Source organism: Acidimicrobiia bacterium, from assembly GCA_040880805.1.
In the GTDB taxonomy this organism is placed as follows: domain Bacteria; phylum Actinomycetota; class Acidimicrobiia; order IMCC26256; family DASPTH01; genus DASPTH01.
The window spans coordinates 22,376-45,359 of record JBBDHW010000037.1 but is presented as its reverse complement, the minus strand read 5'-3'; the positions used below and the strand labels follow the sequence as shown (position 1 = coordinate 45,359).

At 68.8% G+C, this 22,984-nt stretch carries 25 protein-coding genes; 14 read left to right on the top strand and 11 right to left on the bottom strand.

Translation table 11 applies throughout. The features are described 5' to 3' along the window. Positions 1-8 precede the first annotated feature (8 nt). From WD271_09505 to WD271_09490, 4 genes are read right to left on the bottom strand one after another with little or no spacing between them, the layout of a single operon-like run. Positions 9-1,091, bottom strand: coding sequence for a thiamine pyrophosphate-binding protein (locus WD271_09505; GenBank protein ID MEX1008063.1), 1,083 nt, complete (start codon positions 1,089-1,091; stop codon positions 9-11). Next, complete coding sequence (locus tag WD271_09500) at positions 1,088-1,360, bottom strand: 4Fe-4S dicluster domain-containing protein (protein MEX1008062.1); 273 nt, start codon at positions 1,358-1,360, stop codon at positions 1,088-1,090. Before WD271_09500 ends, WD271_09505 begins: the two co-directional genes overlap by 4 nt. Further along, positions 1,357-1,932 carry a 2-oxoacid:acceptor oxidoreductase family protein gene (locus WD271_09495; protein ID MEX1008061.1) on the bottom strand — a complete coding sequence of 192 codons (576 nt, stop codon included), beginning with the start codon at positions 1,930-1,932 and terminating at the stop codon, positions 1,357-1,359. The genes WD271_09500 and WD271_09495 overlap by 4 nt, the downstream gene beginning before the upstream one ends. A gap of 40 nt (positions 1,933-1,972) precedes the next feature. Further along, positions 1,973-3,433, bottom strand: coding sequence for a class I adenylate-forming enzyme family protein (locus tag WD271_09490; GenBank protein ID MEX1008060.1), 1,461 nt, complete (start codon positions 3,431-3,433; stop codon positions 1,973-1,975). Between the two features lie 20 nt (positions 3,434-3,453). On the opposite strand from WD271_09490, the gene WD271_09485 reads away from it, so the two are divergent. Then, a complete protein-coding gene (locus tag WD271_09485; protein ID MEX1008059.1) occupies positions 3,454-4,038 on the top strand; it encodes a helix-turn-helix domain-containing protein in 585 nt (194 codons plus the stop codon). A gap of 31 nt (positions 4,039-4,069) precedes the next feature. On the opposite strand, the gene WD271_09480 is transcribed toward WD271_09485, so the two are convergent. After that, positions 4,070-6,520, bottom strand: coding sequence for a CoA transferase (locus WD271_09480; protein ID MEX1008058.1), 2,451 nt, complete (start codon positions 6,518-6,520; stop codon positions 4,070-4,072). Positions 6,521-6,645: 125 nt separating this feature from the next. Here WD271_09480 and WD271_09475 point away from each other — a divergent pair, with 125 nt between their 5' ends. Genes WD271_09475 through WD271_09465 form a run of 3 tightly spaced genes read left to right on the top strand, consistent with a single transcriptional unit; the run spans position 6,646 to position 9,568 of the window. Continuing rightward, the gene (locus WD271_09475) at positions 6,646-7,401 is read left to right on the top strand and encodes an acetoacetate decarboxylase family protein (GenBank protein MEX1008057.1); all 756 of its coding nucleotides are present in this window, start codon (positions 6,646-6,648) and stop codon (positions 7,399-7,401) included. A gap of 53 nt (positions 7,402-7,454) precedes the next feature. Next, positions 7,455-8,687 carry an amidohydrolase family protein gene (locus WD271_09470; GenBank protein ID MEX1008056.1) on the top strand — a complete coding sequence of 411 codons (1,233 nt, stop codon included), beginning with the start codon at positions 7,455-7,457 and terminating at the stop codon, positions 8,685-8,687. Further along, positions 8,687-9,568, top strand: coding sequence for an SDR family NAD(P)-dependent oxidoreductase (locus WD271_09465; GenBank protein MEX1008055.1), 882 nt, complete (start codon positions 8,687-8,689; stop codon positions 9,566-9,568). The genes WD271_09470 and WD271_09465 overlap by 1 nt, the downstream gene beginning before the upstream one ends. Positions 9,569-9,633: 65 nt before the next feature. Here WD271_09465 and WD271_09460 read toward each other — a convergent pair whose 3' ends face one another. Next, entirely contained in the window at positions 9,634-10,806 is a 1,173-nt protein-coding gene (locus tag WD271_09460; protein MEX1008054.1) for a thiolase family protein, read from the bottom strand. A 34-nt stretch (positions 10,807-10,840) separates the two neighbouring features. On the opposite strand from WD271_09460, the gene WD271_09455 reads away from it, so the two are divergent. Further along, a complete protein-coding gene (locus tag WD271_09455; GenBank protein ID MEX1008053.1) occupies positions 10,841-12,601 on the top strand; it encodes a glycoside hydrolase family 20 zincin-like fold domain-containing protein in 1,761 nt (586 codons plus the stop codon). Positions 12,602-12,699: 98 nt separating this feature from the next. Next, on the top strand, positions 12,700-13,269 hold the full coding sequence (locus tag WD271_09450) for a methyltransferase domain-containing protein (GenBank protein MEX1008052.1): 570 nt from the start codon (positions 12,700-12,702) through the stop codon (positions 13,267-13,269). A gap of 41 nt (positions 13,270-13,310) precedes the next feature. Here the strand turns inward: WD271_09450 and WD271_09445 are convergent, their stop codons facing one another. Next, positions 13,311-14,579: a cyclopropane-fatty-acyl-phospholipid synthase family protein gene (locus WD271_09445; GenBank protein ID MEX1008051.1), complete on the bottom strand. Its 1,269-nt coding sequence runs from the start codon at positions 14,577-14,579 to the stop codon at positions 13,311-13,313. Next, a complete protein-coding gene (locus WD271_09440) occupies positions 14,576-15,031 on the bottom strand; it encodes a VOC family protein (GenBank protein MEX1008050.1) in 456 nt (151 codons plus the stop codon). The genes WD271_09445 and WD271_09440 overlap by 4 nt, the downstream gene beginning before the upstream one ends. 99 nt (positions 15,032-15,130) lie before the next feature. Between WD271_09440 and WD271_09435 the strand changes: the two genes are divergently transcribed. Both WD271_09435 and WD271_09430 read left to right on the top strand, forming a co-directional pair. Then, positions 15,131-15,592, top strand: a complete 462-nt coding sequence (locus tag WD271_09435; protein MEX1008049.1) for a PadR family transcriptional regulator — start codon at positions 15,131-15,133, stop codon at positions 15,590-15,592. Further along, positions 15,592-15,873: a hypothetical protein gene (locus WD271_09430; protein ID MEX1008048.1), complete on the top strand. Its 282-nt coding sequence runs from the start codon at positions 15,592-15,594 to the stop codon at positions 15,871-15,873. The genes WD271_09435 and WD271_09430 overlap by 1 nt, the downstream gene beginning before the upstream one ends. Here the strand turns inward: WD271_09430 and WD271_09425 are convergent. Then, the gene (locus tag WD271_09425; protein ID MEX1008047.1) at positions 15,830-16,453 is read right to left on the bottom strand and encodes a cysteine hydrolase; all 624 of its coding nucleotides are present in this window, start codon (positions 16,451-16,453) and stop codon (positions 15,830-15,832) included. The genes WD271_09430 and WD271_09425 overlap by 44 nt on opposite strands. A gap of 8 nt (positions 16,454-16,461) precedes the next feature. After that, complete coding sequence (locus WD271_09420) at positions 16,462-17,598, bottom strand: acyl-CoA dehydrogenase family protein (GenBank protein MEX1008046.1); 1,137 nt, start codon at positions 17,596-17,598, stop codon at positions 16,462-16,464. A 30-nt stretch (positions 17,599-17,628) separates the two neighbouring features. On the opposite strand from WD271_09420, the gene WD271_09415 reads away from it, so the two are divergent. The 6 genes from WD271_09415 to WD271_09390 are packed head-to-tail and all read left to right on the top strand — an operon-like array spanning position 17,629 to position 22,411. Further along, complete coding sequence (locus tag WD271_09415; protein ID MEX1008045.1) at positions 17,629-18,411, top strand: glucose 1-dehydrogenase; 783 nt, start codon at positions 17,629-17,631, stop codon at positions 18,409-18,411. Continuing rightward, positions 18,411-18,716, top strand: a complete 306-nt coding sequence (locus WD271_09410) for a hypothetical protein (protein MEX1008044.1) — start codon at positions 18,411-18,413, stop codon at positions 18,714-18,716. Before WD271_09415 ends, WD271_09410 begins: the two co-directional genes overlap by 1 nt. Before the next feature lie 33 nt (positions 18,717-18,749). Beyond that, entirely contained in the window at positions 18,750-18,977 is a 228-nt protein-coding gene (locus WD271_09405) for a hypothetical protein (protein MEX1008043.1), read from the top strand. Next, complete coding sequence (locus WD271_09400; GenBank protein ID MEX1008042.1) at positions 18,967-20,043, top strand: hypothetical protein; 1,077 nt, start codon at positions 18,967-18,969, stop codon at positions 20,041-20,043. The genes WD271_09405 and WD271_09400 overlap by 11 nt, the downstream gene beginning before the upstream one ends. Positions 20,044-20,052: 9 nt before the next feature. After that, positions 20,053-20,856 carry an enoyl-CoA hydratase-related protein gene (locus WD271_09395; protein MEX1008041.1) on the top strand — a complete coding sequence of 268 codons (804 nt, stop codon included), beginning with the start codon at positions 20,053-20,055 and terminating at the stop codon, positions 20,854-20,856. 4 nt (positions 20,857-20,860) lie between these two features. Further along, the gene (locus WD271_09390; GenBank protein MEX1008040.1) at positions 20,861-22,411 is read left to right on the top strand and encodes an AMP-binding protein; all 1,551 of its coding nucleotides are present in this window, start codon (positions 20,861-20,863) and stop codon (positions 22,409-22,411) included. Here WD271_09390 and WD271_09385 read toward each other — a convergent pair. Beyond that, entirely contained in the window at positions 22,408-22,971 is a 564-nt protein-coding gene (locus tag WD271_09385; GenBank protein ID MEX1008039.1) for a hypothetical protein, read from the bottom strand. The two genes, WD271_09390 and WD271_09385, sit on opposite strands and share 4 nt — an antisense overlap. Positions 22,972-22,984: the final 13 nt, after the last annotated feature.

Here is a 22,984-nt window from a genome sequence, read left to right as displayed (position 1 = left end):
TCGTTCCATCAGCCGAGCACCTCCTCGATGCGTGCGCGCAGTGTGGCGACGTCGAGATCGGGCGCGATCCCGAACCCCGAGCTGTCGAGGCTCAGGCCGCCGATGAAGTGCACCGGGCAGCGCCCGAGTACCGCGAGGCGCACGTCGTCGATCATCTGGCCCTGATTGTTCTCGTACACCGCGACGGCTCGCGCGCCTTCGGCGGCGGCGGCGACGGCTTCCGCCGGGAAGGGTACGAGCGAGATCGGCCGGACCCAGCCGACCTTCGCGCCGTCGTCGCGCAGGCTGCGCACCGCCGCGCGCACGTAGCGGGCGGGTGTGCCGAAGGCGACGACCACCACGTCGGCGTCGTCGACGAACCCCGTGTCGACGAGCGGCGTGACGCCTTCCAGCATCTCGGTCGTGCCCTGCGCGCACGCGAGATAGTGCTGGGCGAGGTCGTAGCCGGCAGCGTCGCGCTGCTTGCCCGTACCGAGCGGCGATACGAGGCGTGCGTTGCCGGACCCGCCAGTTGAGCCGTCGAGCGCCCAGTCGGCGGCAGGCGGCGGTCCGAAGTGAATCGCCTCGACGGCAACCGACTGCGTGGTGTGCGCGAGGTAGTAGTCGCCGAACACCAAAACCGGATTGCGCCACTGCGACGAGAGATGGAACGCGAGCTGCACGAGCTCGACGGCCTCGGCGACGTCCATGGGCGCGAGCACGAGGTGCCGGTAGTCGCCGTGCCCGCCACCACGCGTGGCCTGGAAGTAGTCGCCCTGCGCGCGCGCCATGTTCAAGACGACGAGCGGCACGCGTGCGAGCGAGATCTCCGCGAGCGACTCCTGCATGAGCGACAGGCCCTGGCCGGTGGACCCCGTGGCGGCAAGCGTGCCGGTGGCCGCGGCGCCCCATGCCATGCCGATCGCCTCGAGCTCGCTCTCGGCGTTCATGCACACGCCGTCGACTTCGGGGAGCTTGGCCGCCATGTACTCGAGCACTTCGGTGAACGGGGTCATCGGGTAACCGGCGAAGAACCGGCACCCGGCCGCGATCATCGCGTCGGCGATCGCCTCCGAACCCTCGAGGAGCTGACGAGCGGGCGCGGTCGTCATGCCTGGTCCGCTTCGACTTCCATGGGAAGCTCGAGCGGCGTGTCGTACTTGTACACCTGGAACACGAAGTCGGGGCAGATCTGGGCGCACGCACGGCATCCGGTACAACCCGCGAGCAGCATCGGGTAACGGTAGCCACGCGTGTTCACGATGTGCTCGGTCATCACGAGCACACGAGGCGGGCACGCGTCGATGCAGAGATCGCAGCCCTTGCACGCTTCGACGTCGATGACGACCGTGCCGCGCGTGAGCACCGTGCCCGCACTCATGCGACTGAGACCGTCCACGCGTCGACGCGCACGTCGGGTGCGGCGTCGTACCCGGCGCGCAGCGCGTCTTGGTTGAGGCCGGCATGGCGCACCCGGTACGACGGCAACGCGCCCTGTACCGCGTCGACCAGCGCGTGGAGTGCAACGAGCCCGGTGACCGCCGCGTACGCGCCGGTCATCACCATCGACGCGGTCATGATGTTGCCGAGCCCGAGGGCGAGATCGGTGGCGGGCACGTCGACCACGACGTAGGGGTCGCGGTCGAACGAACCTTCGAAGACGGTCGAGTTCACCATCACGACGCTGTTCGGCCGAAGCCGCTCGAAGGTCGGCTCCGAGTAGTCGTGGTGCATCACGATCGCGGACCACGCCGATCCGACGGTGGGCGGGGCCTCGACCGGCCCGTCGGCGACCACGAGGGTGGCCTCGGTGTTCCCGCCGCGCATCATCCCGCCGTAGCTGCCGAAGAGCTGCACCTCGCGGCCCTCGACGAGCGCGGCCCGTGCGATCACGAGGGCCGCGAGCTGGATCCCCTGCCCGCCGATCCCCGTGACCAGCAGCTCTCGTTCCACCCCGCGAGAGTAGCGAAAAACGCCGTTTTTGGCGCCACCCTCAGGTCAGGCGGTCCACGAGGAGGCGGCGCTGGACCTGTTGGGTGGCGGGGGTCCGGGGGATCGCGTCGACCACCTCGACGCGCCGGGGTTGCTTGAACCTGGCGAGCAGGCCGTCGGAGTAGGCGCGCACCTCGTCGAGGGTCGGCGCGTCGCGTCCGGCGACGGGCACGATCACCGCGCACACCACCTCGCCCCATTGCGGATCCGGGAGTCCGATCACCGCGACGTCGGCAACACCGGGGCACTGCGTCAAAACCGCCTCGACCTCGGGCGGAGCGACCGTCTCCCCGCCGGTGCGGATCACGTCGCGCGCGCGGCCGACGATGGAGATGTACCCGTCGTCGTCGACATCGACGACGTCGCCGGTGTGGTACCAACCGTCGACGAGTGCACCTGCGGTCGCCTCCGGATCGTCGAGGTAGCCGTCGAACAGCAGCGGGCCGCTCACGCACAGCTCACCGCCCGGATCGACACGGACCGCGGTGAGGACTCCCGGCACGCCGACACTCCCCGGCTTGCGGTACATGTCGGCGGGCGGGAGCCACGCGACCAAGCCCGCTTCGGTCGACCCGTAGAAGACCCGCACGCGCGCGTTCGGCAACGCCTGGTCGATCGCGGTGAGGAGCTCGAGTGGGGTCGCCGAAGTCGCGGCGTCGGCAAGCAACACCGAGGACAGATCGCGCGCGCGACCATCCGGCGTGTCGAGGTACTGGAGGACGCGCCGCCAGATTCCCGGCAGGCAGTGCACCCGCGTCGCGTAGTGGCGTTCGATTGCCTCGCAGATCGCGGCCGGATCGGTGGTCGTGAAGACCATCGCCTCGCGCGCCTGCCATTGCTGGAGGGCCATCGTCCACGCGCCCATGTGGAACAGTGGGAACGGCGCGACCTTCGCGCCTCGGGGTTCCAACAACGCGCCCGGATGTGTGCGCAGCACGTTGACTCGATTGGAGATCACCGCGCCCTTCGGGCGCCCCGTGCTCCCGCTGGTGAAGAAGACGACGTGCGGGTCGGTCTCGCGTAGAAGGGGCTCGTCGACGTCGGCATCGTCCTCGTCGGCGGCGAAGCCCGCGAGCTCGACGAAGGGCGCGCTCACACGCGCCGCAAGGGCCGCACCGTCGGCCGCGCGCCCGGCGTCGGCGGCGATCGCCTTCGGCCTCGCCGCCGCGATCATCACCTCGGCCTCGTCCGGCGAAAGCAACGGGCTGATCGGGGCGAACACCGCGCCGAGCTTCGCCAGCGCGACGAACAGCGGGAGCACGTCGAGCGTGGTGTCGTTCCACGCGACGACGGTGTCTCGATGCCCGATACCGAGTGCCGCGAGCGCATGCGCCACCTGGTTGCCGCGCCGCTCGAGCTCGTCGAACGTGATCGAATCGTCGCCGCGCCAGGCGGCGATCCGCCCCGGCGCCGCCCGCGTCGCGGTTCGAAAGATGTCACCGATCAGCAAGTCGCGGCGCATGGCGAGAGTACGGTAACCGAGTGAGTGTTGCGGCGGCCGGGGACGCCGAACGCATCGTCGAAGCCACCTACCGAGTGATCGAGCGCACGGGGACGATCGACCCGCGCGTCCGCGACATCCTCGACGAAGCCGGGCTCTCCAGTCCTGCGTTCTACCGGCACTTCGCCTCGAAAGACGAGCTCATGCTCGTGATCTTCGACGACGGCCTCCGCCGTCAGGCCGAGTACCTCGCCCACCGGATGGAAGCCGCGCCAAACGCACGCGCTCGCGTGCGGGCGTGGATCGAAGGTGTGGTCGCGCAAGCGGTCGACCCCGAGGCGGCATCGCGAACGCGCCCGTTCGTCGCGAACATCGGCCGGCTCGCCGATCAGTTTCCCGCCGAGAAGGCCCGGGCCGAGGCGGTCCTGCTGCAGCAGTTGGAGGACGCGCTCGCAGCCGCCGCCGCCGCGGGCGAGCTCGAGCTCCGGGATCCGCACCGAGACGCACGCGCGGTCTACGACATCACGTACGCGTACATGGAGCAGCGCATCCTGACGCGCACCACACCCAGCCGCGCCGACATCGACCACCTCGTCGCGTTCTGCGAACGCGCCCTATCGGTCTGATTGGGTCAGGCAGACCAATCCGTCTGATTGGTCAGTCCGAGAGGTCGGACGACGCCGGCTGTGTGACCGCCGGCGTGGTCTCGAGCGCGCCGGTCGCCAACAGCTTGTCGATCTCGGCATCATCGAGGCCGAGTACCTCGGTGCTGATCTGTCGTGTGTGCTCGCCGATCGCGGGTGCACCCCGGACGTCGGGGCCGACCATGAGGGCGCCGTGGAACGCGGCGCCGTCGAGCACCATCGGGCCCAGGACCTGTTGGTCGATGCGGATCGCGAACTCGCGCGCCACGTAGTGCGGATGACTCCCCATGTCGGTGCCGGTCAGCATCGGCGCACCCGGCACGCCGTGGCGCTGGCACCGTTCCGCGATCGCATCCTTGGTGTCGGTGCGCGTCCACTCGCCGACCTTCTCGTCGAGCACCGCGGCGTTCGCGAGGCGGGAGTCGTTGTCGTCGAAAGCCGGATCGCCGGCCCAGTCGGGCTCGCCCATCGCGGTCCGGAGCGCGCGCCAGTCGGAGGTGTCGCGACAGGTGATCGCGACCCACTGCTCCTCGCCTGCGCACGGGTACAGACCCCACGGCGCACCCTGTTCGCTGCGGTTGCCCGACGGCACGACGGATCCGGGCGCGACGCCCTCTGCCGCGAGCAGGTCGGCGAGCGAGCCCGCGACCGCTTCCACCTGCGCGATTTCGACATGCGTCCCCGCGTTGGTGCCGCGCGCGCGGCCGACCAACGTCGCAAGCGCGCCGACCGCGCCGAGACAGCCGGCGTAGTGGTCGGGGTAGATCGACGCCGAGCCCGCGGGGTCGTCACGGTTGGCGTAGTTCCAGAGGTGCAGCAGCCCTCCCGGGCCTTGGCCGGTGGGCCCGTACCCCCGCCAATCGGCCCACGTCCCGTGCGAGCCCATGAGCTGGCTCGACACCATCACGATGTTCGGGTTGACGGCGACGAGGTCACCGAACCCGAGCCCGAGGTTGTCCATCGTGCCGGTGGAGTTGTTCTCGACGACGACGTCGGACTGCTCGGCCAGGCGCAGCAGCACCTCATGTCCCTCGGGCGTCTGCGCGTTCGCACCGAAGCCGAGCTTCGAACGACTCGACGACACGAACGAGGGCGAGAACTCGCCGCCGGTGACCGTACGCATGAAATCGGGATACGCGCGCGACTCGATCTTGATCACTTCGGCGCCGTACTCGGCGAGACGGCGTCCGACCTCCACGCCGACGGCGCCGATCCCGAAGTCCATGACCCGCACGCCGGCGAGCGGCGGAGCCGGAGCGGGTATCGACGACGGTGCAGGCCGCGCCTCGCCGAGACTGCCGAAGACCTGCTCGGTGTGCTGGCCGATCTCCGGCGGCGGCTCGTGCGGTCCCGCGCGCTCGCCGTCGAGCTCGTAGAACCCTGTGAACACGGGTGCCGTGACACCGTTGCCGACGTAAAGCGGCGCGAACGTCGCGCGTGAGCGAAGGTGCTCGTTCTCGAGCACGCGCTTCGGTGTCAGCGCGGGCGTGCACACGATGCCGCGTCGCTGGGCCTCGGCCGCGGCTTCGTCCATGCCGAACTGCGCGAAGTGCTCCTCGAGCAACGGATTGATCACGGTCGCCGCGATCATGAGCCGGGCGACGAAGCTCTCGAGCTCGGGATCCTGGAGATACTCGGGTTCGCCCAGCCATTCGCGTAGGGCGCGCCATTGGCGCGTGCTCAACACGACGAGCCGTACGTAGCCGTCCTTGCACTTGAACACGGGATAGACGGGTCCCGATCCGTTGCGCACTTCGGCGGGCGGCTCGCCGGCGAGCACGCGCGCGCTCACGTTTGGAAGCGCCCAGTCGGCCGCGAGCGCGACGGCCTCGTTCGCGGAGAGCTCCACGAACTGCCCCGCGTCGGTGTGCTCGCGCTGGTAGAGCGCGCAGAGCGCCGCGAACGCCGCCGTCACCGAGACGAGGTCGTCGACGAGGTGCCCGGGCGGGAACAGCGGCGTGTCGGTGGGAACGCCGGCCTTGAACGCGATCCCGCCGGTTGCCGAGAGCACGGCGTCGGTTGCGACGTAGTCGGAGAACGGACCCTCGAGGCCGAACGCGGTGATCGCGATCACGACAAGGTGCGGATGACGGGCCGCAAGCTCGCGCGTGTCGAGGCCAGTCGCTCCGATGCCCGCGTCGAGCGCAACCTCCGACGTGAGGAGCACATCGGAGTGATCGAGGAGCGAGTGAAACCGATCGCGGTCGGCCTCCGTCTCGAGGTCGAGCACCACGCCCAGCTTCCCCGCGTTGCGCACCGCCCACGCCAGCGAGACACCCGACCGAACTGGGGCCAGCTTCCGGGCAGGCGTTCCACCGGGCGGCTCGACCTTCACGACTTCGGCGCCGAGGTCGGCAAGGTAGCGGCCGCACAACTCGCCTCGTTCGACCGTGCAGTCGACGGCGCGGAGCCCGGCGAGTGGGCCGGTGAGTTGGCCGGTGGGCGGAAGGAGGTGGTGGCTCATGGGCCGACAGCTTGCAACACGGCGGCGCGGCCGTCGAGCCGTGCAGCCCTTCCTTGCCGCCACCAACCCACCCGAGTACCGTTCGGAAAACCATTTCACTCGACACCCATTTGGGGGGTATTTCCATGGGAAAGACGCGCTGGGTCGAGGACCCCGCACCCGCAGCCCAGACCGGTACCCACGCCGGCCCGGCGATCCCGAACCTCGAGGTCACCTACCTCACGGATCCCGAGGTCGTCGCCGAGGTGCTCCCGAAGCCGCTCGAGGTGCCGCCGGAACCGAACGTGCACGTTCGCATCTGCGACATCCACATTCAGCACGGCGACTTCGTCCACCGCGAGCGCGTCGGTTGGTTCGGTGTCGACGCGATGTGGAACGGCCTGAGGGGCGAGTACCCGTTGCTCATCCCGATCGACCTCGAGCCCGCGCTGGCGATCAGCCGCGAGAAGTTCGGCGAGCCCAAGAAGCTGGCCGACATCGAGCTCAGCCGTGAGGGTGATCACGTGCGCGGCAGCATCACCCGCCAGGGCGTCACGTTCGTCGAGATCATCGGCGATGTCGCCGAGAAGCTGCCGACGCCCGAGCCGTACGAGAACACGCAGTTCTGGTTCAAGTTCCTGCCCGCCGCGGTGGGCAACGGCCTCGACGCGGGGCCGTTCCTCGTGACGCTCGACCAGGTGCGCACGCACGAGTCGCGCGAGCGCGTCGACGGCAAGCTCGAGCTGCGCGATCTGCCCGGGTGCCCGGTGGTCGACCTGCCGATCCTCGAGACGGTGTCGATCTTCTGGAGCGTGCGTTCCGCGGCGAACACCTACAACTTCCACGGCGCGGTCGGCGATCCCGACGACTTCGCGCGTCGCGTCGCCATCCAGTACAAGTAGCCCAGTACAACTAGCCCAGTACAACTAGCCCAGTACCAGCAGCGGGGTTTCACATGAGCGACAAGTACCTCGTCATCTCGTCCGACTGTCACGCGGGCCTGCCCGCCGAGCAGTACCGCGAGTACGTCGACCCGAAGTTCCGCGACACCTACGACGAGTGGATCGCGGCGGCGTCGAGCTTCAGCGCGGCGCGGATGGCACCGTCCGAGGACCGCGAGAAGTGGGTCGCCGAATGGCGCGAGGAGATCGAGGAACACGGTGGCATGCGCGGCTCGTGGGACGCCAACATCCGCGACAAGGAGCTCGACGGTGACGGCGTCGCGTGCGAGGTGATCTTTCCCGACGCCGACGCGGCGGGGGTCGGTGGCGTGTCGGGCACGCCGTTCGGTGCCGGGCTCGGCTCGTCCGGCGACAGCGACCCCGTGCTCGTGATGGAGGGCGCCAAAGCCCACAACCGGTGGCTCGCCGAGCTGTGCTCTGACAGCCCCGATCGCCGCGTGGGCGTCGCGCTCGTGCCGATCCTGCACAACCAGGAGGCCGCGCTCGAGGAGATCGCGTGGGCGGCAAACCACGGGCTCCGTGGAGTCATGATCCCCACTCGCTGGATGAGCCAGCCGTCGTACAACGACCCGGTGTACGACCCGATCTGGGCGGCGTGCGTGGAGCACAACCTGGTGCTGCACACGCACTCGGGTGCGGGGCCCACCGACATCAGCTTCGGCCCGAGCACGATGGCCATCTACGCCGCCGAAGCGGGATGGTGGGCGGCGCGCCCGATGCACGTGCTCATCCTCGGCGGTGTGTTCGAGCGCTTCCCCACGTTGCACTACTGCATCGCGGAGAACGGCGCGGCGTGGGTTCCCGACCTGCGTACTCGCATGGACGCCAAGTGGATCGGCGACCACAACACGCGGAAGTTCGGGGTCGATGTGTTCCGCGGCGGGCTGTCGATGAAGCCCGGCGACTACATCGACCGAAACTGCTGGCTCGGCGCGTCGACGATGCACCAGATGGAGGTGGACCGCCGGCACGGGATCGGGATCGGAAACCTCATGTGGGGAAACGACTTCCCGCACCCGGAGGGCACATGGCCGCACACGCGGGAGTGGCTGCGCATGCGCTTCCACGACGTGCCCGTCGACGAGACCCGCAAGATCCTGGGCCTCAACGCAGTCGACTGCTACGGCTTCGACCCGTTGGCACTCGAGCCTCTCGTGGAGCGGATCGGCCCCACGGTCGACGACATCCACGGCGGCGAGCTCGAAGACAGAGTGGAGACAGTCTGATGGCGAGCACGATCACCGACTTCAAGGGCAAGGTCGCGGTTGTCACCGGCGGCGCGTCCGGGATCGGCAAGGGGATCTGCGCAGAGCTGTTGAAGGACGCCGCCTTGGTCGTCATCGCCGACGTCGAGAAGGGCGCGATCGACAAGACCGTCGAGGAACTGTCGAGCTTGGGCGAGGTGTCGGGCGTGCAGACCGACGTGTCGAAGCCCGACTCGGTCGAGGCGCTCGCCGAGGCCGTCTACCAGAAGCACGGCGTGTGCCACGTGCTGTTCAACAACGCCGGTATCGGAGCACCCGGCGCGAACATCTGGGACACCACACCCAACGACTGGGCGTGGACGTTCACGGTGAACGTGTTCGGAGTCGCGTACGGAATCCAGTCGTTCGTGCCGCGCATGCTCGAAGGCGGGGAACCCGGCTACATCATCAACACGTCGTCGGGTGACGGTGCGATCGCGCCGATGCCGATGGCGTCGATCTACGCGGCGAGCAAGGCGTCGGTCGCGGTCATGACCGAGTGCCTGGCCGCGCAGCTCGAAGCACAGGAAACCAACTTGCAGGCGTCGCTGTTCCTGCCGGGTGGCCACGGGTTGCTCAGGACCGGGCTCTGGACGTCGGAGCGCAACCGGCCGCCGGAACTGAGCCGTGAGAAGCCGCGCCCCACGACGCCGCAGACAATCGAAGGCTTGATGGAGCAGGCGAAGAAAGCGGGGCGGGAGCTACCGCTGCAGGACCTCAACGAGCTCGGCCGCGACGTGCTCGAGCAGATCAAGACCGGCGTCTACTGCATCCAGATGAACGGCAACGAGGCCAACGCCCAGCGTCTCCACGAACGCGCCGACCGCTTCGGCCAAGGCCTCAACCCCACCGTCCCCCACTAGTTCACAACGAACCTGCGTCGTTCGTGGGCGCTCTACGACCCTGAACGACGCAAGTTCGTTGGGGGTTAGAGGGCTTCGAGGATGAGGGCGGATCCCATGCCGCCGCCGGCGCACATCGACACGCACCCGCGTGTCTTCCCGCGTCGGTGGAGCTCGTTGATCATCGTGACCACCATGCGCGCGCCGGTGCACGCAATGGGGTGACCGAGGCTGGCGCCGCTGCCGTTCACGTTCACGATCTCCTGCACGATGCCGAGCTTGCGCACCGCCGCAACCGGCACCGAGCAGAACGCCTCGTTGATCTCCCACAGCTCGATGTCGTCGATCGACATGCCGATGCGGTCGAGTGCCTTCGGGATCGCGAGCGTGGGCCCGAGGCCGGTGCGCGCGGGTTCGAGACCGATCGACGCCCACGACAGCACACGGGCCATCGGACTGAGCCCGTGCGAACGCGCGAACTCGCCGGAAGTGACGACGACCGCGGCCGCGCCGTCGTTGAGCCCGGCCGCATTCCCCGCGGTGACGGTGGCGCCCTCGATCTCGGGGTGCAGCACCGGCAGCGCGCCGAGCGTGTCCATCGACGAGCCGCGCCGCGGGTGCTCGTCGACCGCGAACATCCGTTGCGTGCCGTCGGGATCCGTGACCGGCACCGGCACGATCTCGGCCTCGAATGCGCCTCCGTCGATGGATCGGAGCGCGTTCTCGGTGCTGTACAGCGCCCACGCGTCGACGTCCTGACGCGTGAGTCCCATCTCGCGGGCCGTGTTCTCGCCAACCGTGATCGACATGTCCCACGTGGGTGCGTCAGGGGTGTCGGGGTGGCTCGGCGACATCCACGGAAGCGGCTCGGCGCCCGGGCCAAATCGCTTCAGCGTTTGCGGTGAGGTGCTCAGGCTCTCGGTACCACCCGCCACCACGACGTGGTCCATGCCGGCACGAATCCCTGCCGACGCGATCTGCACTGCGCTCAGCCCGGCCGCGCAATGCCGGTTGTCGGCCAGGCCCGGCACCGAGGTGAGGCCCAACTGGACCGCGACGTTGCGCGCGATGACCCCGCCGCCCTGGAGCGACTCGGCCACGACGATGTCGTCGATGTCGCTCGTCGCGATTCCCGACCGCTCGACCGCGGCGCCCACCACGATCCTGGCAAGCTCGAACGCGTCGACGTCGACGAGTGACCCCTTGCGGGCGCGCCCGATCGGCGTGCGGGCGGCGGCGACGATGACGGCATCAGTCACGGAAGTGCTCCTTCTCCGAAGTAGGTTCGCCCCAATGCTATTCCCACGACCACGCCTGCTCCTCGAGAACGGTGACGGACCCGCCCCTGGTTTCGAGGTACGCGCGCGGGTCGACGCGTCGGTGCCACCCGAGGGCTACACGCTCGACATCGACCCCACCGGCGTCACCATCGCGCACCGCGACGACCGCGGGCTGCGCTACGCGCGCGCCACGCTCGACCAGCTCGTCGCCGATCACCCGTTCCGGCTCCCCGGCCTCAGCATCCGCGACTGGCCCGACTTCCCAGTCCGCGGTTACATGCTCGACGTGAGCCGCGACCGCGTACCGACACGCGATACGCTCGCGCGGCTCGTCGATCTCTGCGCGCTCGCCCGCATCAACCACTTCGAGCTCTATACCGAGCACACGTTCGCGTACGCCGAGCACGAAGTGGTGTGGCGCGACGCGTCGCCAATGACGGCCGACGACGTGCGCTGGCTCGACGACACGTGCACGGCTGCCGGCATCGACCTCGTCGCGAACCAGAACTGCTTCGGCCACATGGGACGCTGGCTCGCGCACGAGCGGTACCGGAACCGGGCCGAGGCGCCCGACGGCTTCGAACCGATCCCCGGATACCCCATGCGACCAACGGTGCTCGCACCCACTCCCGAGAACGCCGAGTTCGCGCAGACGCTGTTCGCCGAGCTGCTCCCCAACTTCCGGTCGCGACGCGTCAACGTGAACTGCGACGAAACCTTCGACCTCGGGCACGGCAGGAGCAAGGAGCTCGTCGCGCGCGTCGGCAAGGAACGCGTGTACATCGACCACCTGGTGCGCATCATCCGGCCGCTGGTCGACGACGGGCACAGGGTCCACTACTGGGCCGACATCGTGCGCAAGGATCCCGCGCTCGCGCGCGACCTCCCCGACGGCTCGGTCCCCGTCTGCTGGACCTACGAGGCGCCGCGGGCACTCGACGATGCCGCCCAGCACCTGGACCCGGCGATCCGCACCCTGCTCGATCAGCTCGGTGTGGACCTCGAAGCTGCGCTCGGCTTCGACGTCAACACTCGGCCGCTCGCCGACGCGGGCGTGCCGTTCTGGGTCGCGCCCGGCACGTCGGCCTGGGACTCGTTGATCGGTCGCGTCGACAACGCGCAGGCCAACCTCCTCGACGCCGCGCGCACCGGACGCGAACGCGACGCCGGTGGCTACCTGATTACTGACTGGGGCGACAACGGGCATCTCCAGCCGCCGTCGGTGAGCTTCGGTCCGATCGCGTACGGCGGAGCAGTCGCGTGGTGCGCCGACGCCAACCACGACGTGGACCTCGCCGAGGTGCTCGATCACTTCGTGTTCGACGACCCGAGCGCTCGCCTCGGCGCCGCGGTTGTCGAGCTCGGCCGCCAGTGGAACCGCACTGGCCGCCGTTCGTTCAACGGCAGCCCGCTCCAAGGGGCGCTGGTCCCGGCGGGGTTCAGCTTCGCCACCGGCGAGCCGTCCGTCGACAGCATCGAGGACGTGATCGCGCGCATCGACGGCTGCGTGCAGGAGATCGAGAGGGCAACGCCCGCCTGCGTCGACGGCGACCTGGTGCGCGACGAGCTCGCGCAAGCGGCACGGCTCGCGCGGCACGGCGCGTGGCGGCTACTCGCGTCCGTCGACGGCCCGGCACTCGACACCGACCGGCTCCGCGTCGACCTCGCCGAAGCGATCGACCGGCAACGTGAGGTGTGGCTCCGCCGCTCGCGGCCCGGCGGCCTCGCCGACAGCGTCGCGCGCCTTGAAGCAACCCTGGCCGCCTACGTATGACTCCTGCCCTGCCAGCGCACCCTTCGTACTCGTGGACGCAGTTCCTCCGACCGCCGGGCGACGGACCGGCAGACCCGGCCCGCTTCACAGAGCTCTCCGTGCATCCCGATTACCCCCGCACCTCCGCGTACGACCCGAAGTGGGTGTTCCTCAACCACATGGGGCCGAATGTGGTGTGGCTCACGGAGTGGCTCACGCAGGTGCTCGATCTACAACCCGGCATGCGCGTGCTCGACCTCGGGTGCGGCACCGCGATCTCGTCCATCTTCCTCGCACGCGAGTTCGGTGTGCAGGTGTGGGCGAGCGACCTGTGGATCTCGCCCGACGACAACGCGCGACGCATCGCCGAGACTGACGTCGCCGACCGTGTGTTGCCCATCTCGGTGGAGGCCCACACACTTCCCTATGCGGCTGGCTACTTCGACGCGATCGTGAGCGTCGACGCCTTCCACTACTTCGATCATGGGCTCGACCGGCGGCGACTTCTTCACCTTCCGCAGCGCCGGCTGGTGGAAGAGGCACTGGGAGATGAGCGGCGTCGTCGAGGTCGAACGCGCGGACACGCATCCGGCCGGATGGGACCTCTGGTACCGGTGGTGCGAGGTGGGGGCGGCATGGAAGGGCACCGAGGTGCGCGAGGCGGGCGACGCCGATCTGCTCCTCACTGAGTCGGGACGGACTCTCGGGTTCGCGCGCGTCGTGGCGCGGGTCAGCGGAGACCGGCGTTGAAGTCGCGTTGCAAGGGCATGCCGCTCTGCCCGTGGTCGGTCTTCGTGGCGAGGATCTGGTGGACCTCGTTCTCGTCCGCCTCGAACCCGACGGCGGCGGCCGACATGTAGAGCAGCCACACCCGCGCACGCCCGGCACCGGCTTCGCTGACCGCGGTGTCCCACTCGGCCTGGAGGTTGCGCACCCAGCATCGCAACGTGAGGGCGTAGTGCTCTCGCAGGCTCTCGAGGTGTCGCACCTCGAAGCCGGCGGCCTGGATCGCCGAGACGACGACGCCGACTTCGTGGAGCTCGCCGTCGGGGAACACGTACCGCGTGGTGAAGTCTCTGGCCAAGGTGCGACGCGCGAACCGACCGTGATGTTGCTTCGGCATGTGCCACGGGCGGCTGATCCCGTGGTTGAGCAAACGGCCGCCCGGCGCGAGCAGACGGTGGCAGCGCTCGAAGTACTCCGCGAGTTGCGAGAGACCGACGTGCTCGAACATCCCGATCGAGCTGATCGCGTCGTAGGGCCCGTCCCTGATGTCGCGGTAGTCGCCGTAGCGGACTTCGACGAGGTCGGCGAGGCCCAGGTCGCTCACCCGCTTCTGCGCGGCCTCGGCTTGCCGCCGCGAGAGCGTGACGCCGACGGCGCGCACGCCGTGGTGCTGCGCGGCGTGTAGCACCATCCCGCCCCACCCGCATCCGATGTCGAGCAGCCGCATGCCGGGCTGCAGGTCGAGCTTGTTCGCCACGAGCTCGTGCTTGTTCGCCTGCGCGTCTTCCAACGTGGCCGTCGCGTCGGTCCACACCGCACACGAGTACGTCATCGACGGCCCGAGCACGATCCGGTAGAAGTCGTTCGAGACGTCGTAGTGGTAAGAAATCGCTGCCGCGTCGCGCTCCTTCGAGTGGCGACGGCCGCGCAGGCGCGCTTCCTCCGGCGGCGGAGGGAGCGGCTTGAGGTTGCGAACCCCCAGGATCTTCACCGCCGACACGATCTGCTGCGGCCCCACCCTTACGTTCTGGAAGTTTTTCAACATCGCGATGACGTCGAAGATGTCACCGTCGATCGCGATGTCGCCGGCCACGTACGCGCGACCGAAGCCGAGCTCGTCGGGCGCGGTGACGATCCGGCGCAACGCGTCCGGCGAACGAACCACCACGCTCGTCCGCGCGTCAGCGGGCCCGAAGCTGCTCCCGTCGTAGGCGCGGAACGCAACCGGGACGTTCGATCCGAGCACGCTCGAAAGGAGATCCGCCACAGTCATGATGCCTCCGGTGAGTTCGACGGCGGAAACGACCGCATGTCGTCGTCATGCGGGCTCATCAGCCCGACTTCATTCCCGTCCGGGTCGGCCACGATCGCGTAGCGAGCACCCCAGAACGCGTCATAGGGAGGCTGCACGCCGCGGTGGCCCGCGCCGGTGAGCTCGGCGTACTTGTCGTCGACGGCCGCGCGCGACGACACGCCGAAACCGAGGAGCGCGCGGCTCCCGCCCTCTGGTCGTCGCCACGCCGCGTTGTAGACGCGAGCGAGCGTCTCGTTGTCGAGGTCGAGGTGGATGCCACCGGGGATCTCGATCTCGACATGGCGGATGCCGTCGTCAGCGCCCCCGTCCGGAACCTCGAGCCCCAGTTGCCGGTAGAACGCGACCGCTGCGTCCATGTCGCTGACCACCAGGTTGAGCTGGTTCAACACGGCATCGGTGTCGTCGCTCACGGCCGACATCTTCCCCCGGGCTTGACTTCGCAGGATCTTCGCAGTACTCTTCGCATGAACTTCGTACGGTGCGGGACGGCGGGAACAGCGGCGGAAAATATGGCCAAGTGGTTCTTCCGGCACGGCGAGCTGCCCCTGGTGGTCCTCGCCCTGCTCGAACGAGAGCCGATGACGGGCTACCGGCTCCTCGGCGAGCTCGACCTCCTCTTCGGCGAAGCGTACGAGCCGTCGACGGGAAGTGTCTACCCCGCCATCCGCGCGCTCCAGCACGAGCGGCTGATCACGGGTACCCCACACGGCCCGCGCAACGGCCAGGTCGTCCAGCTCACCGAACTCGGGCGTGACGCCCTTCGAGCCCGCGGTGAGCAACTCGCCGGTCTCGAGCTGCGCACAGGAGTGCGGGTCCGGCGCGATGCGTTGCTCGAACACGCACTCGACCGCTTCGTGGTACGGCTACGCGCGACCACAGGACAGATCGATCCGAAGAAGGTCAGCGAGATATTGGAGCGAACGGCTTCCGACATCGAGAACATCGCAGACACGGGGGGAGGTGCCGCGTGATGTCCGACCAAGTCGACGATCCATTCGAGCGCGCGGCCGAGCGCTTCACGCGCTGGGGCGGGTGGAAAGAGTGGCGGAAACACCAGCTCTCGGGTCGCTTGAAGTGGCTCGCGTTCTTCGTGCTCACGCTGCCGCTCCATCTCTACTTCACCGACTGGGAGATCACGACGCTCGTGGTAGTCCAGTTCGTGCTGATCACTCTCAGCGCGATCGGCGTGGCCTGGGCGTGGATCGACGTCAGCTCGGAACCCAGCAGGCGACGAGGTCGTCGGTCGTCGTGATCGTCGCGACGAGCGAGAGGGAGTTGTCGACGATGGTGTCGGTGTATTCGGCGGGAAACCCGGCGATCGCGTCGCGAGGGAGCACCACTTCATAGGCCAGGTTCACCGCGTCGAAGACCGCGTTCGGGATGGCGACGTTGGAAGACACGCCGACGATTATCAGCGTGGTGACTCCGAGGTTGCGGAGGATCGAGTCGACATCGGTACCCGCGAGCGGGCCGAGGCCGTGCAGTCGCGAGGACATGATGTCGGAGTCGGAGACACTGATGGGCGGCACGATCTCCACCATCTCGCTCCCGGTGAGTTGGAGACGACCGGGCCGCACCATCGCGCGGAAGAGCCGGGCGTTGTGGTTGGCACCCTTCATGTCGGGTCGCTTCGTCGCCACGTGGTGGACGATCTCGACACCGGCTCGCCGCCCGGCGTCCACCAGACGCGCCACGTTGTCGATCATTCCCGTATCTCGCGCCATCTCCGCGAGCTGAGGGAGCACACTGCGGTCACCGATCACGCCGCGCTGGCATTCCTGGGTGATGATCGCGGTGTGTTCGGGCGCAACGACATCGGCAAGTTCCGGCATGATCCTCCTCAGCGGCCCAGGAGCGCGCGGCCCGCCTGCGTGAGCGTCGAGTCGTCGACGACGACGTGTTGCGTCGCGGCGTGGATGTCGCGGAAGTAGCGGCCGATCACGCTCGGGTTGCGCAGCCCGTCGCTCCCGGAAGCCAGGTAGGCGAAGCGAACCGCCTCCTCCGCCGCGTCGGTGGCCCAGGTCGTGGCTTGACGCAATGGGATCAGGCTCACCATGTCGTACGTGTCGCCGGCGTCGAGTTTCACCTGTGCGGCACCGAAGGCGTCGAACACGAGGGCACGCGATGCGCGCATGGCGGCGTCGTTACGCCCGAGCTCGTACTGGAACCGCTCCTGGTCGGCGAGCACCGTGCTCTGGCCGAGTCGCTGCTTGTCCTGCGCGAGGATCGCGATCTCGTCGAGCGCGCGGCGACCGACCCCGAGCGCAAACCCTGCGTGCCCGATCGCCGCGAGCCCGAGCACACCGATGCGGTACATCGGACCTCCGCGTAGCGGGAGGTCGTTCATCATGTCGAACGTGAACCCGGCATCCACCAGCTGTTCCGGCACGACGTAGTCGAAGCTCCCGGTGCCGACCAGCCCCATGACGTCCCAGTTGCCCGCGAACTCGATGTGATCACGCGGCACGAAGAACACGCGGATCGCCGGTCGCTCGGGGGTGATCATGCGCGGTGCACCGTCGACGAGCTCGAGGGTGCCGCCGCCGATCCACTCGGCGTGCGCGCTCCCGCTGCCGAAGCTGTAGCTGCCGCTGACCCGATACGCGCCGTCGACCTTGACCGCGGTGCCGCGCGGCGCGAACTGCCCGGCGTGAATTGGCATGGCGCCGTCGGCGAACATGGCGGCGACTGCATCGTCGCTCGTGTACGTGGTCGCGAACGCTGACGTCGACGCGTTGGCGAGCAGCGACCAACCGGTCGACGCGTCGGCCCGGCACACGATCTCGTAGACCGCGAGGGTGGTCTCGATGTCAGCCTCGAAGCCTCCCAGCGAGCGCGGAACCTGGAGCGCGAAGAGCCCTGCGTCGCGGAACGCGTTCACCACCACATCGGGCATCGTCGCGATCTGTTCCGAGTTGGTGGCTTCCTGTTCGACGAGCGGCACGAGGTCGCGCGCGAGCTTCAGAGGATCCGTCATCGACGCGGAGCGTATACGGTACGAACCGAGATGTCCCTGGAGCAGTTCAGCCTCACCGATCGCGTGGCGATCGTCACCGGCGGTGGAACCGGAATCGGTGCCGCCACCGCGCGCCTCTTCGCCGAGCACGGGGCAGAGGTCGTCGTCGCCAGCCGCACCGTCGCCGAGCTCGAGCGCGTGGCCGCCGAGGTCGAGAGCACCACCGGGCGGCGGTGCGTTCCCGTCCCGACGGATGTCAAGGAGGAGGACCAGGTCGTGCGGCTCGTCGAGCGCACGATCGAGGAGCTCGGGAAGGTCGACATCCTCGTCAACAACGCCGGGGGTACGCGCCTCGGTCGCCTCGAGGATCTCCCCACGAGGGCGTTCGACAGCGCCGTCGGTCTCAACCTGCGGGGCGCGTACCTCTGCACGCGCGAAGCCGGTCGGCAGATGATCGCGCAACGATCGGGCGCGATCGTCAACGTGTCGTCGGGAGCTGGAGTCACCGGCGTGAAGGGTGGCGCGCATTACGCGTCAGCCAAGGCAGGTCTCCAGATGTTCACGAGGGTCACCGCCGCCGAGTGGGGTCGCTACGGCATCCGGGCGAACTGCGTGGCGGTCGGCCTCGTCGCGTCGGAGCGGGCGCTCGACGCGTGGGAGGTCGCGCGTCTCGACCAACAGGCGATGGTGCAGGGCATCCCACTCGGACGCACCGGCGCGCCGGTCGAGGTCGCCTATGCGATGCTGTTCCTGGTGAGTGACGCCGCGTCGTACGTCAGCGGTCAGACGTTCAGCGTCGACGGCGGCCCCGGAATGAGTGGAATCCCGGACTGATGGACGAAGCGCGCCAGGTCGAGATCCTCGCCCCGACCGCGCCCGACGCGGGTGGCGACACGTCCGAGACCTGGTCCCTCGATCGTCCGCTCGACGGAGTGGCCGTCGGCCTCCGTACCGATCGCTCCTGGCGCTCCTATTTCTCCGTCATCGAGGTCTGGGAAGACCTGTTGCGGCGCGACGGTGCCGTCGTGCGCGTGCTCTGGGCAGGCGATCGCGCCGGTCCACAGGGTGAGCAGACCCGCTCGGATGTCGAGGAGTGGTCGCGCCTCGTGGACTGCGGCGTCGTCGGCCTCGGCAACTGAGGATCGTGCACGTCGTGGAGTGTCCACGACACCATGGCCGTGGAGCGGCTCGAGAAGCCGGCGGTCGTCGTCGTCACCGAGGAGTTCGAGGCGTTCGCGCACCGGATGGCCGCGCACAACGGTCACCCGAGCCTGCGCGTGCTCGTGCTGCCCTACCCTCTCGAAGGTCGTCCCGACGAGGAAGTGCGCCAGATTGCTGCAGACGCGTACCCAAGACTCCTGCGGACCCTCGGGGTGCCTGATCGACCCGTTGGTCAGTGACCGGATCAGGATCGACGAAGACCCCGTCGCGCTCTACGAGCTCTCGTTGGAAGCCGGATGGGGCGACGGCCTGCCGCTCCTCCCGCCTACGGAACGTCGCGTGCGCGGCATCCTCGCGTCCACACCGTTCCACACCGACGACGTCATCGGGATCCTCCCGCCGATGAACCGCGAGGCGACGGTGGAGCTCGCCGCGGTCAACGCTGCCATGGCCGGTTGTGAAGCCTGGGGGATGCCCTACGTGATCGCTGCGCTCGAGGCCATGTGCGAGCCGCCGTTCAACCTCGAGGGGATCACCACCACCACGTCGAGTGTGTTCCCGTACCTCATCGTCAACGGACCGTCGCGCGACCGGGTGGGCATCGACTACCAGAACGGCTGCATGGGCGGCGCCGCCGGACGCGGCTCGATGACGATCGGGCGCGCGGTGTCGCTGTGTCTGCGCAACATCGGCGGGCAGACGGTCGGTCCGACGCCCGGCGCGACGTCGAAGAGCGTGTTCGGGCAGCCGGGGCGGCTCGGCGTGTGCTTCGGCGAATGGGACGAGCAGTCGCCGTGGCCGTCACTCGCGGAGCAGTGGGGCTACTCGCGCGACGACGACGTCGTCACGGTGCACGCAGCAAAGGGAACCCACGCGATCGCCGACATCAACAACGACGACCCGCGCGACCTCCTCCGTCTCGTCGCGAAGAGCGCGGCGTTCCCGCTGTCGAACAAGTTCCTCACGCCCACCGCCGGCAACGGGCAGACGGTGATCGCGGTGAACCCCGAGTGGGCCCAGCGCTTCGCCCGGGCCTTCCCGAACATCGAAGACCTCCAGACCTACCTCTTCGAGCACGCGTGGCAGCCGATCGACCTCTGGCCCGAGCCGAACCGCGCCGTGCTCGAGCAGAAAGGTCGCATCGACGAGACCGGTCGTGTGTTTCTCAACGAGCGCCCCGACCAGTTCGTGGTGATCGTGTGCGGAGGGCTCGCCAGCCTGCACGCCGTCGTGCTCCCGAGCTGGGGAGACAGCGAGCTCGCACACCAGAAAGTGGCCTGGGCCGACGACTTCTTCCCCCGGTAAATTCCCGCCGTGCCCGACACTCCTGACCTGCTCCTGATCGAGAACATCGAGCTCGTGCGCGTGCTCACGTTGAATCGCCCGGACAAGGCGAACGCGTTCAACGAACGGCTGTACCACGCCGCCGCGGTCGCGCTCAGAGAAGCAGAGGCCGACGAGTCGGTGAGTGTGGTGGTGTTCACCGGCGCAGGGCGTGTGTTCAGCGGCGGCGTCGACATCACGGAGATGACGGCCGTAATACCCGAGGAGGGACAGCTGGCCGCGACGCCGCAGCGTCCGGCGGAGGCGAGTTCGATGAGCCGCGGCTTCGATGCCTTCGTCAACGCGCTCTCGTCCTTCCCCAAGCCGGTGATCGCCGCGGTGAACGGCGCGGCCGTCGGCATCGGGTTCACGATGCTGCTGCACTGCGACCTCGTGCTCGTGTCGGAGAACGCGCGGCTGCGCGCGCCGTTCACGCGGATGGGTGTCGCGCCGGAAGCCGCGAGCAGCTATCTCCTTCCTCGTCGAGCGGGCCGACAGCGCGCTGCGCTCGCGCTGTTCACCTCGGACTGGATCCAACCCGAGGAGGCCGTCGCGTGCGGCCTCGCGGTGAAGGTGTGTCCGGCCGACCGCCTCGTCGCCGAGGCGGTGGAGCTGGCGTCTCGCATCGCGGAGCACCCGCTGCCGTCGCTGATGGCCACGAAGCGGCTCGTGCTCGACGCCGAGCGCGAGGGGATCCTGCGCGCCCGTGAGCTCGAAGGCCAGGAGTTCTCGCGGCTGCTGCAACTCCCGAACGCGCGTGACCGCGTCGCCGCACAGCTCGACAAGACCTCTTGAGCTGATGCAGGAAGCGATCCCCGAACACCCCGTCACGCTGTGGGGCGTCGTCGAGCAGCGTGCCGCGCGCACACCCGACGCGGTGATGCTCGAGGACGACCTCGGCCGTTCGATGACGTTCGGCGAGTACCGGGACACAGCGGTTGGCGTCGCGGCTGCGCTGTTTGCGCGCGGGATCACGTCGGGATCGGTCGTGAGCTGGCAGATACCTACCACGATCGGGGCGGTGGTGCTCATGGCCGCACTCGGGCGCCTCGACGCGGTGCAGAACCCGATCATCCCGATCATGCGCGAGCGCGAGGTCACCTACATCACCGGTGAGGCGAAGCCCGACCTCGTCATCGCACCCGCCACGTTCCGGGGCTTCGATCATCGGGCGATGCTCGAAACGATCGCCGAATCGCACGGCTTCGAGATCCTCGACTCCGACCATGAGTTGCCGAGGGGCGACCCGTCGACACTGCCACCCCCGCCGTCGTATCCGGACGCCGTGTCGCTGCCGGCACGGTGGCTGTACCACACGTCGGGATCCACCGCCGACCCGAAGGGCGTGTGGCACACCGACGCGTCGGTGATGGCGGGCTCGTACGGGTTCGTCGCGGGCTACTCGACCACACCCGACGACGTCCTTCCCGTTGCGTTCCCGATGGCGCACATCGGCGGCATGGCGATCGTCACCGCGTCGCTGCTCACCGGCTTCCGCATCGTGACGATCGACGTCTTCGACCCCGAGCGCAGCCCGCTCGTGATGGCCGAGCACGGCGCGACTCTCCTCGGGAGCGCGATCCCGTTCTTCCACGCGTACATGGCCGCGCAGCGCAAGCACGGCCCGGAGCGGCTGTTCCCGCGCCTGCGTACTTGCAGCGGCGGCGGCGCGCCCAACTCGCCCGAGCTGCATCGAGAGGTCCAGGAGGTGCTGGGCGGACGCGGGGTCTGCTCGAGCTGGGGACTCACCGAGTTCCCCATCGCAACCGCGCCGTCGCTGGACGATACCGACGAGCAGCTGAGCACCACGGAGGGACGACCGTCACCCGGAGCGCAGATCCGGGTGATTCGCCCCGACGGCAGCGAGTGCGGGTCGGGCGAAGCCGGGGAGCTGTGCCTGAACGGGCCACAGCTCTTCTGCGGCTACGCGAATTCCGACCTCATGAAGGACGCCTTCGACGACCAGGGCTTCTTCCGCACCGGCGACCTCGGCATGGTGCTCCCGTCGGGCCACGTGAAGATCACCGGTCGCCTGAAAGACGTCGTCATCCGCAACGCCGAGAACATCTCGGCAACGGAAGTGGAGGACGTGCTCCACGGGCACCCCAAGATCCTCGACGTCGCCGTCATCGGTGTGCCGGACCCGAGGACGGGCGAGCGATGCTGCGCCGTCGTCCAACTCGAGGAGGGCGTCGGCAGATTGACCCTCGCCGACATCGCCGAGCACTGCCGTTCGGTGGGACTCGCCACCCAGAAGATCCCCGAGCAGCTCGAGCTCGTCGACGAGGTCCCGCGCAACCCGATGGGCAAGATCAGGAAGCAGGAACTGCGCGACCGCTACGCGCGCTAGCCGACGACCGCGCGTCCCCCGTCGGTGGCGAGAGCCTGCGCGACGGTCACCAGGTTGGCGCGCCACTCGGGCTCGGTAATCCGCGGCAGGATCGGCTCCCACAGGGGCATCCCGAAACCGAGCATGTTCATGGAGCCGACCGGCCGGCCGTAGAACCAGATGTGGAAGTGCTCGGCCCCGTCTCCCCAGCGGTGCACGTGCACCCGACCGACGTTGCCGACCGCACGGATCGCTCGGTCGAGCCGCATCATCATCGGGCCCAGCTCGGCTGCGAGCTCACCGTCGAGCCCGTCCAGGTCGACGTGCGCCCTCGTCTCGAGGATCACGAGCACTGGTACCGAGGGCGGCTCCTCCCGGGCGAACAGGCGCCACCGGTCGTCGACCCAGATGAAGGCGTCGTCGTCCGCCGGACATGAGCCACAAGGTGGTCCACCAGGCTCGCCGCTGCGCACGCGATCGGCGTCGAGCTGGGTCGGCGGCTTGACCCGCAGCTCGCCCTCGAAGGGGAAGAGCGGCCAATCGACGTAGGAAGGGAGGACCAGCGACTCGTCGGTGCTCATCTCGGCATTCTCG

Excerpts from the sequence above, each read along its gene's own strand:
- WD271_09475 (MEX1008057.1), top strand. The coding sequence starts at position 6,646 with ATGGGAAAGACGCGCTGGGTCGAGGACCCCGCACCCGCAGCCCAGACC.
- WD271_09480 (MEX1008058.1), bottom strand. The coding sequence starts at position 6,520 with ATGAGCCACCACCTCCTTCCGCCCACCGGCCAACTCACCGGCCCACTC.
- WD271_09410 (MEX1008044.1), top strand. The coding sequence starts at position 18,411 with ATGGACGAAGCGCGCCAGGTCGAGATCCTCGCCCCGACCGCGCCCGAC.
- WD271_09455 (MEX1008053.1), top strand. The coding sequence starts at position 10,841 with ATGCTATTCCCACGACCACGCCTGCTCCTCGAGAACGGTGACGGACCC.
- WD271_09420 (MEX1008046.1), bottom strand. The coding sequence starts at position 17,598 with ATGACGGATCCTCTGAAGCTCGCGCGCGACCTCGTGCCGCTCGTCGAA.
- WD271_09465 (MEX1008055.1), top strand. The coding sequence starts at position 8,687 with ATGGCGAGCACGATCACCGACTTCAAGGGCAAGGTCGCGGTTGTCACC.
- WD271_09390 (MEX1008040.1), top strand. The coding sequence starts at position 20,861 with ATGCAGGAAGCGATCCCCGAACACCCCGTCACGCTGTGGGGCGTCGTC.
- WD271_09470 (MEX1008056.1), top strand. The coding sequence starts at position 7,455 with ATGAGCGACAAGTACCTCGTCATCTCGTCCGACTGTCACGCGGGCCTG.
- WD271_09405 (MEX1008043.1), top strand. The coding sequence starts at position 18,750 with ATGGCCGTGGAGCGGCTCGAGAAGCCGGCGGTCGTCGTCGTCACCGAG.
- WD271_09445 (MEX1008051.1), bottom strand. The coding sequence starts at position 14,579 with ATGACTGTGGCGGATCTCCTTTCGAGCGTGCTCGGATCGAACGTCCCG.
- WD271_09385 (MEX1008039.1), bottom strand. The coding sequence starts at position 22,971 with ATGAGCACCGACGAGTCGCTGGTCCTCCCTTCCTACGTCGATTGGCCG.
- WD271_09425 (MEX1008047.1), bottom strand. The coding sequence starts at position 16,453 with ATGCCGGAACTTGCCGATGTCGTTGCGCCCGAACACACCGCGATCATC.
- WD271_09490 (MEX1008060.1), bottom strand. The coding sequence starts at position 3,433 with ATGCGCCGCGACTTGCTGATCGGTGACATCTTTCGAACCGCGACGCGG.
- WD271_09505 (MEX1008063.1), bottom strand. The coding sequence starts at position 1,091 with ATGACGACCGCGCCCGCTCGTCAGCTCCTCGAGGGTTCGGAGGCGATC.
- WD271_09435 (MEX1008049.1), top strand. The coding sequence starts at position 15,131 with ATGGCCAAGTGGTTCTTCCGGCACGGCGAGCTGCCCCTGGTGGTCCTC.
- WD271_09415 (MEX1008045.1), top strand. The coding sequence starts at position 17,629 with ATGTCCCTGGAGCAGTTCAGCCTCACCGATCGCGTGGCGATCGTCACC.
- WD271_09430 (MEX1008048.1), top strand. The coding sequence starts at position 15,592 with ATGTCCGACCAAGTCGACGATCCATTCGAGCGCGCGGCCGAGCGCTTC.
- WD271_09500 (MEX1008062.1), bottom strand. The coding sequence starts at position 1,360 with ATGAGTGCGGGCACGGTGCTCACGCGCGGCACGGTCGTCATCGACGTC.